Annotated in this window: 14 protein-coding genes; 5 read left to right on the top strand and 9 right to left on the bottom strand. The window is 72.5% G+C overall.

The window, feature by feature from the left end; genetic code table 11:
• Positions 1-76 precede the first annotated feature (76 nt).
• A complete protein-coding gene (locus tag AB0B55_RS17220; protein ID WP_357122178.1) occupies positions 77-1,096 on the bottom strand; it encodes an acetylxylan esterase in 1,020 nt (339 codons plus the stop codon).
• 214 nt (positions 1,097-1,310) lie between these two features.
• Here AB0B55_RS17220 and AB0B55_RS17215 point away from each other — a divergent pair, with 214 nt between their 5' ends.
• Positions 1,311-2,333: a LacI family DNA-binding transcriptional regulator gene (locus AB0B55_RS17215; protein WP_357121498.1), complete on the top strand. Its 1,023-nt coding sequence runs from the start codon at positions 1,311-1,313 to the stop codon at positions 2,331-2,333.
• Positions 2,334-2,459: 126 nt separating this feature from the next.
• Here AB0B55_RS17215 and AB0B55_RS17210 read toward each other — a convergent pair whose 3' ends face one another.
• The 3 genes from AB0B55_RS17210 to AB0B55_RS17200 all read right to left on the bottom strand — a co-directional run bounded on the left by AB0B55_RS17210 (position 2,460) and on the right by AB0B55_RS17200 (position 5,404).
• On the bottom strand, positions 2,460-3,308 hold the full coding sequence (locus AB0B55_RS17210) for a peptidylprolyl isomerase (protein ID WP_357121495.1): 849 nt from the start codon (positions 3,306-3,308) through the stop codon (positions 2,460-2,462).
• A gap of 91 nt (positions 3,309-3,399) precedes the next feature.
• Entirely contained in the window at positions 3,400-4,632 is a 1,233-nt protein-coding gene (locus tag AB0B55_RS17205) for a D-alanyl-D-alanine carboxypeptidase (RefSeq protein ID WP_357172169.1), read from the bottom strand.
• Between the two features lie 10 nt (positions 4,633-4,642).
• Positions 4,643-5,404 (bottom strand): MerR family transcriptional regulator, encoded by a 762-nt coding sequence (locus AB0B55_RS17200; RefSeq protein ID WP_357122175.1) that lies wholly within the window; start codon positions 5,402-5,404, stop codon positions 4,643-4,645.
• Positions 5,405-5,577: 173 nt separating this feature from the next.
• Between AB0B55_RS17200 and AB0B55_RS17195 the strand changes: the two genes are divergently transcribed.
• Complete coding sequence (locus tag AB0B55_RS17195) at positions 5,578-7,863, top strand: excinuclease ABC subunit UvrA (RefSeq protein WP_357172168.1); 2,286 nt, start codon at positions 5,578-5,580, stop codon at positions 7,861-7,863.
• 139 nt (positions 7,864-8,002) lie between these two features.
• Here AB0B55_RS17195 and AB0B55_RS17190 read toward each other — a convergent pair whose 3' ends face one another.
• The 3 genes from AB0B55_RS17190 to AB0B55_RS17180 all read right to left on the bottom strand — a co-directional run bounded on the left by AB0B55_RS17190 (position 8,003) and on the right by AB0B55_RS17180 (position 10,988).
• Entirely contained in the window at positions 8,003-8,422 is a 420-nt protein-coding gene (locus tag AB0B55_RS17190) for a protein-tyrosine phosphatase family protein (RefSeq protein WP_357121489.1), read from the bottom strand.
• Between the two features lie 328 nt (positions 8,423-8,750).
• Positions 8,751-9,335: a hypothetical protein gene (locus AB0B55_RS17185; protein WP_357172167.1), complete on the bottom strand. Its 585-nt coding sequence runs from the start codon at positions 9,333-9,335 to the stop codon at positions 8,751-8,753.
• A gap of 861 nt (positions 9,336-10,196) precedes the next feature.
• Positions 10,197-10,988 carry a DedA family protein gene (locus AB0B55_RS17180; RefSeq protein ID WP_357172166.1) on the bottom strand — a complete coding sequence of 264 codons (792 nt, stop codon included), beginning with the start codon at positions 10,986-10,988 and terminating at the stop codon, positions 10,197-10,199.
• An 85-nt stretch (positions 10,989-11,073) separates the two neighbouring features.
• Here AB0B55_RS17180 and AB0B55_RS17175 point away from each other — a divergent pair, with 85 nt between their 5' ends.
• Genes AB0B55_RS17175 through AB0B55_RS17165 form a run of 3 tightly spaced genes read left to right on the top strand, consistent with a single transcriptional unit; the run spans position 11,074 to position 12,788 of the window.
• Positions 11,074-11,754 carry a carbon-nitrogen hydrolase family protein gene (locus AB0B55_RS17175; RefSeq protein WP_357172264.1) on the top strand — a complete coding sequence of 227 codons (681 nt, stop codon included), beginning with the start codon at positions 11,074-11,076 and terminating at the stop codon, positions 11,752-11,754.
• Between the two features lie 44 nt (positions 11,755-11,798).
• Complete coding sequence (locus AB0B55_RS17170) at positions 11,799-12,242, top strand: VOC family protein (protein WP_357172165.1); 444 nt, start codon at positions 11,799-11,801, stop codon at positions 12,240-12,242.
• A 48-nt stretch (positions 12,243-12,290) separates the two neighbouring features.
• A complete protein-coding gene (locus AB0B55_RS17165) occupies positions 12,291-12,788 on the top strand; it encodes a DinB family protein (RefSeq protein WP_357121477.1) in 498 nt (165 codons plus the stop codon).
• Positions 12,789-12,814: 26 nt separating this feature from the next.
• On the opposite strand, the gene AB0B55_RS17160 is transcribed toward AB0B55_RS17165, so the two are convergent.
• Positions 12,815-13,459, bottom strand: coding sequence for a histidine phosphatase family protein (locus AB0B55_RS17160; protein WP_357121474.1), 645 nt, complete (start codon positions 13,457-13,459; stop codon positions 12,815-12,817).
• A 58-nt stretch (positions 13,460-13,517) separates the two neighbouring features.
• Positions 13,518-14,393 carry an alpha/beta hydrolase gene (locus AB0B55_RS17155; protein WP_357121471.1) on the bottom strand — a complete coding sequence of 292 codons (876 nt, stop codon included), beginning with the start codon at positions 14,391-14,393 and terminating at the stop codon, positions 13,518-13,520.
• Between the last annotated feature and the right edge of the window lie 8 nt (positions 14,394-14,401).

The following is a 14,401-nucleotide window of genomic DNA, read 5'->3' as shown; positions in this document are numbered from 1 at the left end:
GTCCTGTTTACCAAAGGCGGTCGGTGGCGCGCGGCGGATCGGTCGGGGCGTCCCGCGCCCGGTCCAGCGGGCCCGCTCAGTCGCCGGACGTCAGCGGAACCGGGTGGACGCCGACCCTCGTCGCCTCGGGCGTCTCGACCAACTGCGCGGCGAGGAAGCGCAGGGCCGCCTCGTCGTCGTCGATACCCCCGGCCTCGTGGCCGTTGTAGCGCCACACCGACAGCTCGGTCGGTCCCGCGTGGGAGTTGTGGGCGGCGTAGACACCCGAGGGCGGCACGATGTCGTCCATCAACGCCACCGAGTAGCGGGTGGGCCGGCGGCAGCGCCGCGCGAAGTTGACGCCGTCGACGTACGACAGGGTCGTCAGCGTCCGCTCCTCGGCGTCGCGGTGGATCGCCAGGTAGTCACGGATCTCCCGGTACGGGTGGGCGTCGGTGACCACCACGGCGCGGGGAATGTCGCACAGGAACGGCACGAGGGCCACCACCGCCCGCACACCGGGGGCCAACGCGCCGGCCGCGAGCGCCATGGCCCCGCCCTGGCTGTGCCCGAGCACCGCCAGTCGGGTCGGGTCGACCATGGGCAGGGTACGGGCGGCGTCCACGGCCCGTACCGCGTCGGTGATCAACCGTCGGTAGTAGTACGTGCGTGGGTCGGCGATGCCCCGCGTCGCCACGCCGGGCGCCTGCGCGCCGGTCGCGCCCAGGTCCGTCGTGTCGCCCCGGCTCCAGCCGGAGCCCTGCCCCCGGGTGTCCATCTGTAGATGGGTGAACCCGGCGGTCGCCCAGAGCAGGTTCTCCAGCGGGTGCCCACGCCCGCCGCCGTAGCCCACGTACTGCACGACGGTCGGCAGGGCGGTGCCGGTGCCGTGGGGAACCCGGAGCCAGGCCCGTACGGGCTGTCCGGCGAAGCCGGGGAACGTCACGTCGTACACGTCGATGGCGGTCAGACCGGTCACCACGGGTTCGAGCCGGACCGGCCACGCCGCGTCGCGCGCCTGGGCGAGCGTGCGCGCCCAGAAGTCGTCGAAGTCGGCGGGCTCGCGCACCACGCCGCGGTACTCGCGTAGCTGCTCCTCGGGCAGGTCCGTGTACATGGCGTCCTTGTCTGTCACGTGGGACGGTACGCCGAGACGCATCCGACAAATTACCGGAACATTTCCGCAACTCTGCCGAACGCTATGACCGACCTGGCGTGTCGTCAACCCCCCTCGGTGAGGCAAGATGACCCGAGGAGCGGGCGTGCCGTTCCGGGACACGGGACGGGCGACGCGGGCGGTGGCCCCTCCCGGAGCGGTGAAGGAGACACGGGTGGACGCGGACGACGGACGCAGGGTGACCATCACCGCGATCGCACGGGAGGCCGGCGTCTCGGTGCCGACCGTGTCACGGGTGCTCAACGGCCGGTCCGATGTGGCCCCCGACACCCGGGAACGCGTCGAGGAGCTGTTGCGCCACCACGGCTACCGGCGCCGCAGCAGCCGCAGCGTCCGCCGCGCCGGCCTCGTCGACCTGGTCTTCAACGACCTGGACAGCCCCTGGGCCGTGGAGATCATCCGGGGCGTCGAGGACGTCGGGCACGGCGCGGGTGTCGGCACCGTCGTCTCCGCGATCCACCGGCAGCCCACCGCGGCCCGGCAGTGGTTGCAGAACCTGCGCACCCGGGCCACCGACGGGGTCATCTTCGTGACGTCGCACCTGAGCCCGCCGCTGCACGCACAGCTGCGCCGCCTCAACGTGCCGGTGGTGGTCGTCGACCCGGCCGGCGTGCCGGCCATGGACGTGCCGACCATCGGCGCGACCAACTGGGCGGGCGGGCTCGCCGCGACCGAGCACCTGCTGGCGGTCGGCCACCGCCGGATCGGATTCGTGGCCGGACCGACACATCTGCTGTGCAGCCGGGCCCGCCTCGACGGCTACCGGGCCGGGCTGGAGGCCGCCGGAGTGCCGGTGGACGACGCGCTGATCTACCCGGGCGACTTCTACCACGCCTCCGGCTTCGCGGGCGGCACGGCGCTGCTCGACCTGGCCGATCCGCCGACCGGCATCTTCGCGGCCAGCGACCAGATGGCGTTCGGCGTCTACGAGGCCATCCGCCGCCGAGGGCTGCGGGTCCCCGACGACGTCAGCGTGGTGGGATTCGACGACCTGCCGGAGGCCCGCTGGGCGTCCCCGCCGCTGACCACCGTCCGGCAGCCCCTGGTGGAGATGGGCCGCCTCGCGGCGCGGACGGTACTGCGGCTGGCCCAGGGTGAGGGCATCGACTCCCCCCGGGTGGAGCTCGCCACCGAACTGGTCGTCCGGGACAGCGCCACCACGCCGTCGACCGGGTGACCCACGTCGTTCCAACGGCCTGAACCGGGTCGGATACCTGGTTCCACCGCTACCGGTCGGGCTCCCGGAAGTTCCGGCAACCGGTGGCGCGGTGAGCGGCCCTCGCCGCCCACCGCGCCCAGCGGATCAGTGGTGGTGTGCGCGTACGGCCCGACAGATGGTCACCGGCAGGGCGGGCGCGCCGTCGACCGGCGCGGGATCCTCGGCCGTCGGCGCGACGCCGCCGGCGGCGACCCGGTCCAGCGTGTCCAGCCCGGCCGCGTCGACCGTCCCGAAGATCGTGTAGTTGGGCCGCAGCGCCGAGTCGGCGTACACCAGGAAGAACTGGCTGCCGTTGGTGTCCGGACCGGCGTTGGCCATCGCGAGCACGCCCCGCGCGTAGAGCCGCCGTACGCCGGTCGGGTCGGTGGGCGCGGGCGGCAGGTCGGTGGGCAGCTCGTCGCGGTACCGGTAGCCCGGTCCGCCCTCGCCGGTGCCGGACGGGTCGCCGCACTGCAACACGCTGAGCGTGGGGTACGCGGTGAGCCGGTGACACGGGGTGCGGTCGTAGAACCGCTTGCCGACCAGGTGCAGGAAGCTCTGCACCGTGCACGGCGCGGCAGCCCGGTCCAGGGTCAACCCGATCGGCCCCTGGTTCGTGGAGAGCGTCACGCGGACGGTGCCCCGGTCCGGCGGGCGGCGCGGGTCGGGTGGCAGCGGCACGGGTCGGGCGGCCGGCTCGTCGGGCGTCTCGGTGTACGCGCACGGGCCGTGCGTGGTGCGCGGCGGGCGGTCAGCGGCGGGCGGCGCCGGAGCGTGCGCGACGCTGGCGACGCCGGACGCGTCGACGGTCGCGCCCGGCGCGGCCAGCGCGGTGACCGAAGAGCCGACGACCAGCGCCGCGGCGATCACCGTCACGCCCGCGAGACGGGTCAGCGCACGTACCGACGGGCGGGGTGCCGCCGCGCCGGAGGGCGTTTCGCGTTCACTCGACACAGGGATCCTCCTGGGACTCGCGCTGCCAGAAAGACCGGAGTCTATGGATGCCGGAGCCGGTTGTCGATCGCTGCGGCCGGTTGCCGACCCGTCAGGACAACCGGCGGCGGCGGTGCCACAGCAGCCCACCCAGCAGCACCAGCACCCCCGCGCCACTGAGCGCGGAAACCGACCAGAGCCAGCCGGAACCGGTGTGCGCCGGACCGCTGGCCGCCGCCGGGCGGGGCGGACCGGGCGCGGCCAGCACGGACGGGGTCGCCGAAGGCGTGGCGGTCAACTCTCCCGGCTCGACCAGGCGACCGACGCCGACGTCGCGGGGCAGCGAGAAACCCCAGTCCAACAGGGCCGCGCCCTGCTCCCAGCCCCGCTTCGGCGTCGGCTCGGCACCCAGCAACGTCACCACCAGCCGGCGACCGTTGCGTTGCGCCGCTCCGACGTACGTGTGCCGCGCCAGGTCGGTGAAGCCCGTCTTGCCGCCCAACGCGCCCGGGTACCGGTAGATGAGCTGGTTCTCGTTCTGGATCTGGAACCCCTTCGTCCGCTGTGCCGGCTGCGCGGGGATCGTCGCCAGGTCGGTGAGCGCGTACCGGCGGAACGTCGGCTGCGCGAAGCAGGACCGGGCGATCAGCGCCAGGTCGTACGCGCTGGTGAACTGGCCCTTGCCGTCCAGCCCGGACGGGGTGACGGCATGTGTCTGGAGCGCGCCGAGGTGGTGCGCCTGCTCGTTCATGGCGCGCACTCCCCCGGCCGCGCCGTCCGGGCCACCGCCGAGACGGGCCAGCGCGTTCGCCGCCTCGTTGCCGGAGTTCAGCAGCAGCCCCAGCCAGATCGTCTCGATCGTGTAGCGGCCACCCTCGACCAGGCCGACGGCGGACGAGCCGGGCTCGATGTTCATGTCCGCCGCGGTGACGGTCACCGTCTGGGCGGGGTCGAGTCGGGGCATCATCGTGGCCGCCAGCAACAGCTTCTGGACGCTGGCCGGGGTGCCGTACTCGTGCGGGCCGCAGCCGCCGAGCACCTGGCCGGAGTCGAGGTCCGCGACCAGCCACGACGTGGCAGTGATCGCCGGTGGCGCGTCCACGCCGGCCGGCACGACCAGGCCGCTGGTCGCCAGTCCGACGCCGCCGACCACCCGAGCCTCGGGCACGGTGGGCGGGGGCGACGGGCGCGGCGGCCGGGACACCGTCGGGGCCGACGCCCGCGGACACCGCACGGCCGGCGGGGCGGCAGCGGTACGCGTGGCCGCCGCCGCCGTGCCGACAGCCGGCGCGGAAGCGGGCAGGACGGCAGCCGCCGTGACCGCCAGCAGCGCAGCAGCTCTCATGTGCCCGACCCTAGCCAACAAGATCGCTCGGCGGGAGCGGTTGGCCGCTCGACCATCCGGCGGCGGACCGCTCCACCAGGTAGTCGTGCAACGCGGCACTGCCCCGCAACCGCCGCAGGCTGCGGGCGTGCAGGTCCTGCTCACGACGGGCCAGCTCGGCGCGTACCCGCTGCGCGCTGCCGGTGGTGCGCAGCTCGCCCAGCACCGCCTCGATGATCTCGAACGGGTACGCGCCCCGACGCAGGAGCGCGACGACCTGCGCGGCGCGCAGCTCGGTCTCGTCGTACACCCGGTAGTTGGTGCCGGGCGCGCGGCCCGGCCGCACCAGGTCGCGCGCCTCCCACAGGCGCAGTTGCGAGGTCCGCACGCCGACCAGCGCCGCCACCTCGCCGATGCGGACACCACGGCGCTGGGCCGGCCGGGTCGCCGGCGGGTTGGCCAGCACGGTTTCGAAGGCACCGAGCACCCGGCGGATGTCGGCGCGTTCGCGGTCCAGTTCGGCATGGCCGCCGTCGAGCGCCGCCAGGGCCGCCGGCACGTCGCCCCGGTGCACCGCCGCCATGATCTCCCGGGTACGACCCCAGCCGTGCCCCTCGGCCAGCCGGCGGGCCACGGTCAGCGCGCGGGCGTGCGCGGTCGTGAAGATCCGGTAGCCGCTCGCGGTTCGCCGCACCGGCGGCAGGACGCCCTCCTCGACGTAATTGCGCACCTGCTGCACCGAGATCCCGACGGTGGCGGCGAGGTCCACGGCTCGCAGGCGATCCTTCGGCATGGCCTCCACCGGGCAACCGTACCGCTTGTCATGTGATTTGAGACTTTCCCGTCCTTAAGTAACCGCCGCACGCTCGATTTTTCGTCAAACCCTTTATGTGAGGATTAATGAGACAATTTAATGCGTCCCGTGCAGGGCAGGGTCGTTCTGCCATCACTTCGTGAAGGGTTCGCATGTCGCAGCCAGCAAGGTCCGCCGCCGACAGCCACGACATGATCGAGGTACGCGGAGCGCGGGAGAACAATCTCGCGAGCGTCTCGGTCGACATCCCCAAGCGCCGGTTGACCGTCTTCACCGGTGTCTCCGGGTCAGGTAAATCGTCGCTGGTCTTCGGCACCATCGCCGCCGAGTCCCAGCGCATGATCAACGAGACCTACAGCGCGTTCCTCCAGTCGTTCATGCCGAACCTCAACCGGCCGGACGTCGACTCGCTGCGCAACCTCAGCGCCGCCATCGTCGTCGACCAGGAACGGATGGGCGTCAACTCCCGCTCCACCGTCGGCACCGCCACCGACGCGTACGCCATGCTGCGGATCCTCTTCAGCCGGCTCGGCGAGCCGTCAGTCGGTGGCGCGGGCGCGTTCAGCTTCAACCTGCCCGAGGGCATGTGCCTCACCTGTGAAGGACTCGGCCGGGTCTCCGACCTCGACGTCAACGAGCTGGTCGACGTCGAACGCTCGCTCAACGACGGCGCGATCACCGCGCCCAACTTCGCCGTCGGCTCCTGGTACTGGCAGACCATCGTCGGCTCCGGCCTGTTCGACCCCGACGCCAAACTCCAGGACTTCACCCCGCAGCAGTGGGAGGACTTCCTGCACAAGCCAGCCACGAAGATCAAGGTAGGCAGCAACAACTGGACGTACGAAGGGCTCGCGGTCAAGGTCAAGCGGCTCCTCCTGGCCAAGGACCGCGAGTCGATGCAGCCGCACATCCGCGCCTTCGTCGACCGTGCGGTCACCTTCACCACCTGCCCGTCCTGCGCCGGCACCCGGCTCAACGCCGCCGCCCTGTCGTCACGGATCGCCGGCCGCAGCATCGCCGAGTGCTCCGCCATGCAGATCAGCGACCTGGCCGCGTTCGTCCGGACCATCGACGACCCGGGGGTCGCCCCGCTGATCGGCAACCTGCGTGACCTGCTCGACTCACTGGTCGAGATCGGGTTGGGCTACCTCAGCCTGGACCGGGAGTCCGCGACCCTCTCCGGCGGCGAGGCGCAGCGGGTGAAGATGGTCCGACACCTTGGCTCCAGCCTCTCCGACGTCACGTACGTCTTCGACGAACCCACCGTCGGCCTGCACCCGCACGACATCGCCCGGATGAACGACCTGCTGCTGCGGCTGCGCGACAAGGGCAACACCGTGCTGGTGGTGGAGCACAAGCCGGAGACCATCGCCATCGCCGACCACGTCGTCGACCTGGGACCCGGCGCGGGCACGGCCGGCGGGCAGATCTGCTTCACCGGCGACGTCCCCGGCCTGCGCCGCGCAGACACGCTCACCGGCCGGCACCTGGACCACCGCGTGACCCTGCGCGACGAGGTACGCCGACCGACCGGCCAGCTCGGGATCCGCCGCGCCGACCTGCACAACCTGCGCGACGTGGACGTGGACATCCCGCTCGGCGTCCTCACCGTGGTCACTGGCGTGGCTGGCTCGGGCAAGAGTTCGCTGATCCACGGCTCGCTGCGCGGCCGGTCCGGTGTGGTGATCGTCGACCAGTCCCCGATTCGCGGGTCACGACGCAGCAACCCGGCCACCTACAGCGGGCTGCTCGACCCGATCCGTACCGCCTTCGCCAAGGCCAACGGCGTCAAGGCCGGGTTGTTCAGCGCGAACTCCGAGGGCGCCTGCCCGGCCTGCAAGGGCATCGGGCTGATCTACACCGACCTGGCGATGATGGCCGGCGTGGCGAGCGTCTGCGAGCGCTGCGCGGGGCGGCGGTTCACCGACGAGGTGCTCACGTACACACTGCGCGGCAAGAACATCAGCGAGGTGCTGGCCATGTCGGTCACCGAGGCACACGGGTTCTTCCCCAGCGGGCCGGCCCACCTGATCCTCGACCGGCTGGTCGACGTCGGGTTGGGCTACCTCAGCCTCGGTCAGCCGCTGACCACCCTGTCCGGCGGGGAGCGGCAACGACTCAAGCTCGCCATCCACCTGGCGGAGAAGACCAGCACGTACGTCCTCGACGAGCCCACCACCGGCCTGCACCTGGCCGACGTGGACCAACTGTTGGCCCTGTTGGACCGCATGGTCGACGCGGGCAACACGGTCATCGTCATCGAGCACCACCAAGCCGTGATGGCCCACGCGGACTGGCTCATCGACCTCGGGCCGGGCGCCGGGCACGACGGCGGTCGCATCGTCTTCACCGGCACGCCGGCCGACCTGGTCGCCCACGGCGACACTCTCACCGCCACCCACCTGCGCGAGTACGTCCACAAGCCCACGATGCGGTGACGGGTCGGCGGTACCCGGGCCGGGCGACTTGACCTGACGCCGCACGGAGGGCGGTCCGGGCGCCCCGGGCGGCGATGTGAGCGGGCCAGCGGCGGCCGGTGCGCGGCCGGCGCTGTCGGGTGGCCGGCGACGCCGATGGTCAGGCGACGCGGCGCAGCCACCGCCGCTGCCAGGGTGTCTCGACCGCCTTCGGGTGGTAGCCCGCCCGGACCCAGGACACCGCCCGCTCGGCCGGCAGGTCGTCGAGGATCGCCAGCGCGGCCAGCGCCGTGCCGGTGCGGCCGATCCCGCCCCGGCAGGCCACCTCGACGCGCTCGCCGTCGCGGGCCCTCCGCAGCGCCTCGCGCAACGCGTCGAGTGCGTCCTCCCGATCGAGCGGCACCCAGAAGTCGGGCCACCTGATCCGCCGGGATGGCCAGACCGGTTCCGGTCCAGGCGCCAGCAGCAGCGCGAAGTCGGCCGGCGGGGCGGTCGCGGCGATGCGGCGTCCCCGCACCACCGCCCCGCTGGGCAGTACGAGCAACCCGGGCTGCTCGGACCAGGTCTGCGCGGCATCCATCGGCACATTGTGCCGCGAGCGCGGGCCGGTCATCGTGCCCGGTGGACACGAAAGCGCCGCCCCCGACCGTGGTCGGGGGCGGCGCCGGTGTCGGTGTGCAGGTCGCCTCTCGGCGAGTGGCGCGACGCGGCTCCAGCCGAACGGTATTCCGCGAAGGCTATGTAGGTGAGGCCCGGGGACACTGAGTCACACCGACACTGGTCTACAACCAGCCGACGCCGCCCGATGTTCCCCCTCCGGCGAGGTCGTTCGGGCGACTAGTCGGGCCGGCGGTGGGGATGCCGATGGCCGGCACCCCGGGGGCGCCGGCCATCGATGCGGTCGTGCGTCAGCTGTTCCAGTACTGGCCGACCAGGTCGGCGGCCTGCTGCTCCCACTGCGCGTACGCGTCCGGGAACGCCGACACCTGCACGGTCTGCGCGGCCTCGGTCAGCGGCATGTCCTGCCAGCCGTCAACCTGACGCAGGCCCTTGAGGAACGCCGTCGTCGAGTACTCCGGGTCGGTGATCTGCTCCGGCGTGCCCCAACCGCTCGACGGGCGCTGCTGGAACAGACCCAGCGAGTCGTGGTCGTTCATCTCGCCGAGGTGACCCAGGTTCTCCAGCTTCGACTCCTGCAGGCTCGTCGCGATCGAGATGACCGCCGCCCGCTCGGGCAGGCCCGCCTTCTTGGTGGCCGCGATGATGGCCTTGGCGTTGCCGGTCTGCTCGTCGTTCAGGTCGATGTGCGACTGCGCGCCCTGGGTGCCGTGCGGGATCAGCTTGCTCGCGTCGGGCTTGTCGGCCTGCACCACGGCGACCGGCCGGGGGTCGGTGCTCGGGGCGGCGACATGGGCGATCGGGCCGGCGAAGACACCACCGGCGAACGCGAGACCGGCAACGGACAGCATGCTCTTACGGAAGATCGTGTTCATGGGGGTAGCTCCTTCGGGGGTAGGAAACACCCGCCTCACCACAGGGAAACGGCGACGCGGATGTGCGCACCTCGTCCGGCGCTGCACAAACGGGGGGTCTCGGGTGCGGCACCAAGCGGAGCGGTGCCGGGGCGGCGTCCGACGGGCGAGGGAAGTCGCTCGTGGGCGCCGGGACCGTGTGTAACGACCGCCGGTCCGGAGTCATTCCCGGGCCCTCAGCCGTGGATCCGGAAGCGGACCCGGGGCCGTCCTGCGGTCGTTCGGGGGTCTGCAACGACCCGGTCCGGCCGACCATTCCCCGGGCGGGGTGGCCGTGGTCCTGCGATCGTCAGGGTGTGTAACGACCCCGGGTCGGCCACGATTCCGGCCCGGGGATGCACCCGGTCACACCCCATCGCCACCCGGAATCGGACATCACGCCCAAGGCGCACCACCCGGCGCTCGCCGTCGGGCCGCCCACGGCGACGCCCACCGGCAGCCGCAGGTGAGCGTGGCCATGGGCCGGTCCGCCGTCACCCTGTCCACCTGGCGTCCCCTTCCGCTGTTCCGCTGTCCGTCGGGGCGGCTGCGGCGGGGCATGGCGGTTGTGGGCTGTGATGCCGGTGAGTCATCAAGATGACTCACCGGCATCAAGGCCGCAGGAGTGGTCGCCGCCCCTGGCATCGAAAGCTGCCGGGTCCGCACCGCACCGCACTGCACCGGACCGGACCGGACCGGACCGGACCGGACCGCACCGCACCGCACCGCACCGCACCGCACCGCACCGCGCCGCACCGGACCGCACCGCACCGCACCGGTCCGCACCGCACCGCACCGGACCGCACCGCACCGCACCGGACACATCGTGCGGGCGGCGATAGGCTAGCGCTCGTCCGAGGCCCAGGAGGCGCCCCGGTAGAGGGTGCCCCGACCGTCGGGATCCGGCGTTCCCGCCGGGGGCGCACCGCGGCGAGACAGAGCCGGGTCCGATTCGGGGTTTCGGGCGGCGCGGCGGGCCTTGAGCACCCGCGAGCCGACGAACCAGGCGACGGCCGCGACGCAGACGACGATCACGACGTTCTGGAGGGTGCCGACGTAGCCCTCGACGAGGTGCCAGTTGTCACCGAGCAGATAGCCGGCGAGCACGAAGGTGGTGTTCCAGATCAGGCTGCCCAGCGTCGTGTAGAGCAGGAAGGTCCGCACCGGCATCCGCTCCACCCCGGCCGGGATGGAGATCAGGCTCCGGAAGATCGGGATCATCCGGCCGAAGAACACCGCCTTCACGCCGTGCCGCAGGAACCACGCCTCGGTCCGGTCGACGTCGCTGAGCTTCACCAACGGTAGTCGGGCCACGATGGCACGCATCCGGTCGCGGCCCAGGGACGCGCCGATCAGATAGAGCGCCAGCGCGCCCAGCACCGAACCCAGCGTGGTCCAGAAGATCGCGCCGACCAGGCTGATCCGACCCTGCGCGGCCACGAAGCCGGCCAGCGGCAGGATGACCTCGCTGGGGATCGGCGGAAACAGGTTCTCCAACGCCACCGCCAGACCCGCGCCGGGCCCGCCGAGCCGTTCCACCAGATCGCTGACGTACCCGACGATCCCGCCCTGCGGCGGTTCGGCCGCGGCGGCGGGGGTTCCGGTGGCGAGGACGGCGTGCGACGTTCGAAGCATGCCCACACGTTACGAAGCGATCCTGAGAGCCAACCGTGAGGCGGAGACCTCGCAGGCAGCCACGGACGGGCCGGCCCGCGCTCCGTTGCGGCTCGCGGTGGCGCAGCCGCCGTGCGTACCCCTGGATGTCGGGGAGAACGCGCGGGCGCACGCCGACGCGGTCCGCGCGGCGCGCGCCCGGGTGGTGGTCTTCCCGGAGCTGTCCCTGACGGGGTACGAGTTGCAGGGGCCGGTCGTGCCGATGGACGACCGGCGGTTGACGCCACTTGTCGACGCGTGCGCCGAGGTTGGCACGGTGGCGTTGGCCGGCGCGCCGGTGCCCGGAGACCACATCGGAGTGCTGGCGGTGACCGGTGACGGGGTGACGGTGGCGTACCGGAAGATGTGGCTGGGCGGCGTGGAGGCGCGGCGGTTCCGGCCGGGCGACGCACCGGGCGTGCTCGACGTGGACGGATGGCGGATCGGGCTGGCGGTCTGCAAGGACACCGGTGTCGCCGGGCACGCGCAGGCGACGGCGGCCCTGGGGATCGACGTGTACGCGGCGGGCGTGCTGGAGTCGGCCCGGGACGCCGCTGTGCCGGACGTGCGGGCGCAGCGGATCGTCACGACGCACCGGGTCTGGGTGGCGATGGCGAGCTTCGCCGGGTCGACCGGCGGCGGTTACCGCGAGGCGGCCGGCCGCTCGGCCATCTGGACACCGCACGGTGATGAGGCCGCGCGGGTGGGCACGACACCGGGCGAGTGGGCCGCGACCTCAATCCACTGAGCACACCGGCGTTTCCTGTCGTACCGGTACGACAGGATCGGGCGATGAGCGCGATTCCCCCTCGACTGTCCGTGATCACCCTGGGCGCCCGCGACCTGGGCCGGCTGCGATCCTTCTACCGATCCCTGGGCTGGCCGGAGCTGCCCGCCAGCGACGACGGCTGGTCGGCGTTCCTGCTCGGAGGCGTTCTGCTCGCCCTCTACCCGCTGCCCGAGCTGGCGGCCGAGGCGGCACCGGGTGTCGCCGATCCGGCCGGTGGCTGGTCCGGCGTGACGCTGGCCTGCAACGTCGACGACCGCGCGGGGGTCGACGCGGCCTTCGAGGCGGCTGTCGCGGTGGGGGCGTCGGTCGTGGCAGCGCCGACCGACCGTTCGTGGGGTGGCCGCTCGGCCTACATCGCCGACCCGGAGGGCAACCGGTGGGAGATCGCCTGGGCGGGTACGGCGGTCTTCGACGAACGCGGCGCGCTCGTCTCGTTCGGCGGGTGAGCCGTGCCGTGGTTGATCCCGGGCGACGCCCTTGACATGCTTCGGTCCATGACCGTTTTCCCGCCCACCTTCGCCGACGACGTCGTCGACCAGCCAGCCCAGACGCAGATCGAGGCGTTCATCGACGAGCATCGCCGCGCGCTCAACGAGGCCCTGGACGGGCTGACCGAGGAGCAGGCACGACGCTCGCTGGTGCCGTCGCGAACGACACTGCTGGGTCTGGTGAAGCACGCGGCCTTCGTGGAGAAGGTCTGGTTCGACGAGGCGATCACATGCCGGTCGCGTGCCGAGATCGGCATCCCGGCGACGCCGGACGAGTCGTTCATCCTCGACGACGGCGACACCATCGCCAGCATCCAGCAGGCCCACCGCGAAGCGTGCGAGGCGTCGCGCCGCGCGACGGCCTCGCTGGGTCTGGACGACGTGCTGCACGGCAACCGGCGCGGCCCGCTGCCACTGCGCTGGATGTACCTGCACGTCCTGCGCGAGTTGGCGCAGCACTGCGGGCACGCGGAGATCCTGCGCGAGCAGATCCTGCGCGACTGACGCGCCGACCGTCCGACGTGGACGGGTCAGAGCGCCAGCCGACCCGGGACGGTGTCCCCGAAGCGCCGCAGGGTCCAGCGGGCCGGCGGCCAGCCGCCGGTGTCGTGGTCGGTGACCCACTCGCTGATCGACGCCGGGGGCACCTCCAGATCGAACGCCCGGAAGATCGGCTGCGCGGCGAGCGCGTGGAAGGCGCCCTCCACGGTCTCGCTGTGGCCGACCAGGACCACGGTGCCGCCCCGGTGCCGGTGCGCGATCTCCATGACGGCGCGGCTGACGCGGACGACCAACTCGGCCCAGCTCTCGTTGCCGTCCTCGAACGGGCGGAAAACTCCCCCACCGGGCACCGCGTGCTCGGTCCGGAAGCGGGCGACCGGCAGCCCGTCGGCGTACGGCGGGGTGTGCCAGGTGCAGAGGCCGCAGTCGGCCAACGGCCGGACGCCGAACGCCGCGGCGATGGGCTGCGCGGTCTCGACGGCGCGGCGCAGCACCGACGAGTACACCGCCACCGGCCCCTCGACGGCGTAGTCGTCCACGAGTCGCTTGGCCAGCCGGTCGGCCTGGTCGTAGCCGAGCGACGTCAGCCCCCGGCACCCGTGCGGGCCGCCCACGATCCCGTCGACCTGATGGACCGACTCACCGTGACGCACGAAGATCAGCCGTGTTCGCATCGGCCCATCATGCCAGCGACGTCCGCGGATAGATCAGCCGTCCGGACGGACGATGGCGTCAGTCGGCGTCCAGGACCTCGCGCAGCCGCGCGGCGAACTCCGCCGGCTTGCCCGCGTATCCGTGCTCGTCGCCGAGGAAGCCGCCGTGGTGACTCGGGAACACCACGGCCTCCTGGCCGAGGAGCGCCGCCGTGCCGAGGGCCGTACGCGCGGTGTAGGTGCCCGACGACTCCGCGCCGACCGCGATCACGATGCGGCTCGACGCGGCGGTGAGGACGGCCGCGTCGGGGCGGTAGTCGGTGATCGCCCATGAGCTGTTGGACAGCAGCGGATCGTCGCGGCTGCCGTCGTCCTCGGTCGGCAGGCCGACCATCGCGGGGTCGGGGGCGGGCTGGGCGAAGTAGGCGTCGGTGAACTCGCCCTGCCACGACGTCATCGCGATGAAGGCGGCCATGCCGGCGCCGAATCCGTTGGCCTGGTACGCCTCGTAGAAGGCGTTCCGAGCGCGCTCGGCTGCGGCGGCGTCCGGGAGCACCGCGTTGATCGGCGGCTCGTGCGCCACCAGCGTGACGACGTCGTCGGGGTGGGTCGCGACGAGTTCGAGCGCGGTCACCGCGCCACCGCTACTGGCGAACACGTCCACCGGACCGGCGGCGAGGGTCTCGATGAGCAGGTGCAGATCGGCCGACTGCTGCTGTGGCGTCTGGTCGGACCGGCCGTCGCTACGGGTGCTGCGACCGAGACCGCGCGGGTCGTACGTGATGACGGTCCGGTCCGTCAGGTGCGGGGCGAGCGCGCCGAAGCCCTCCGCCGTCATCGGCTGGCCGATGAGAAGCAACGCGCGACGCCCGCCGGTCGGAGGCAGTGGACCTCGGACGTCGTAGACCAGGTCAGCGCCGGGTACGGCGAGGCGGTGCGTCTGCGTCGTCGTCATGCCGGTGA

It is taken from the genome of Micromonospora sp. NPDC049107 (assembly GCF_040648595.1).
Taxonomy (GTDB): Bacteria; Actinomycetota; Actinomycetes; order Mycobacteriales; family Micromonosporaceae; genus Micromonospora.
This window is presented reverse-complemented; position numbering and strand designations above follow the sequence as displayed.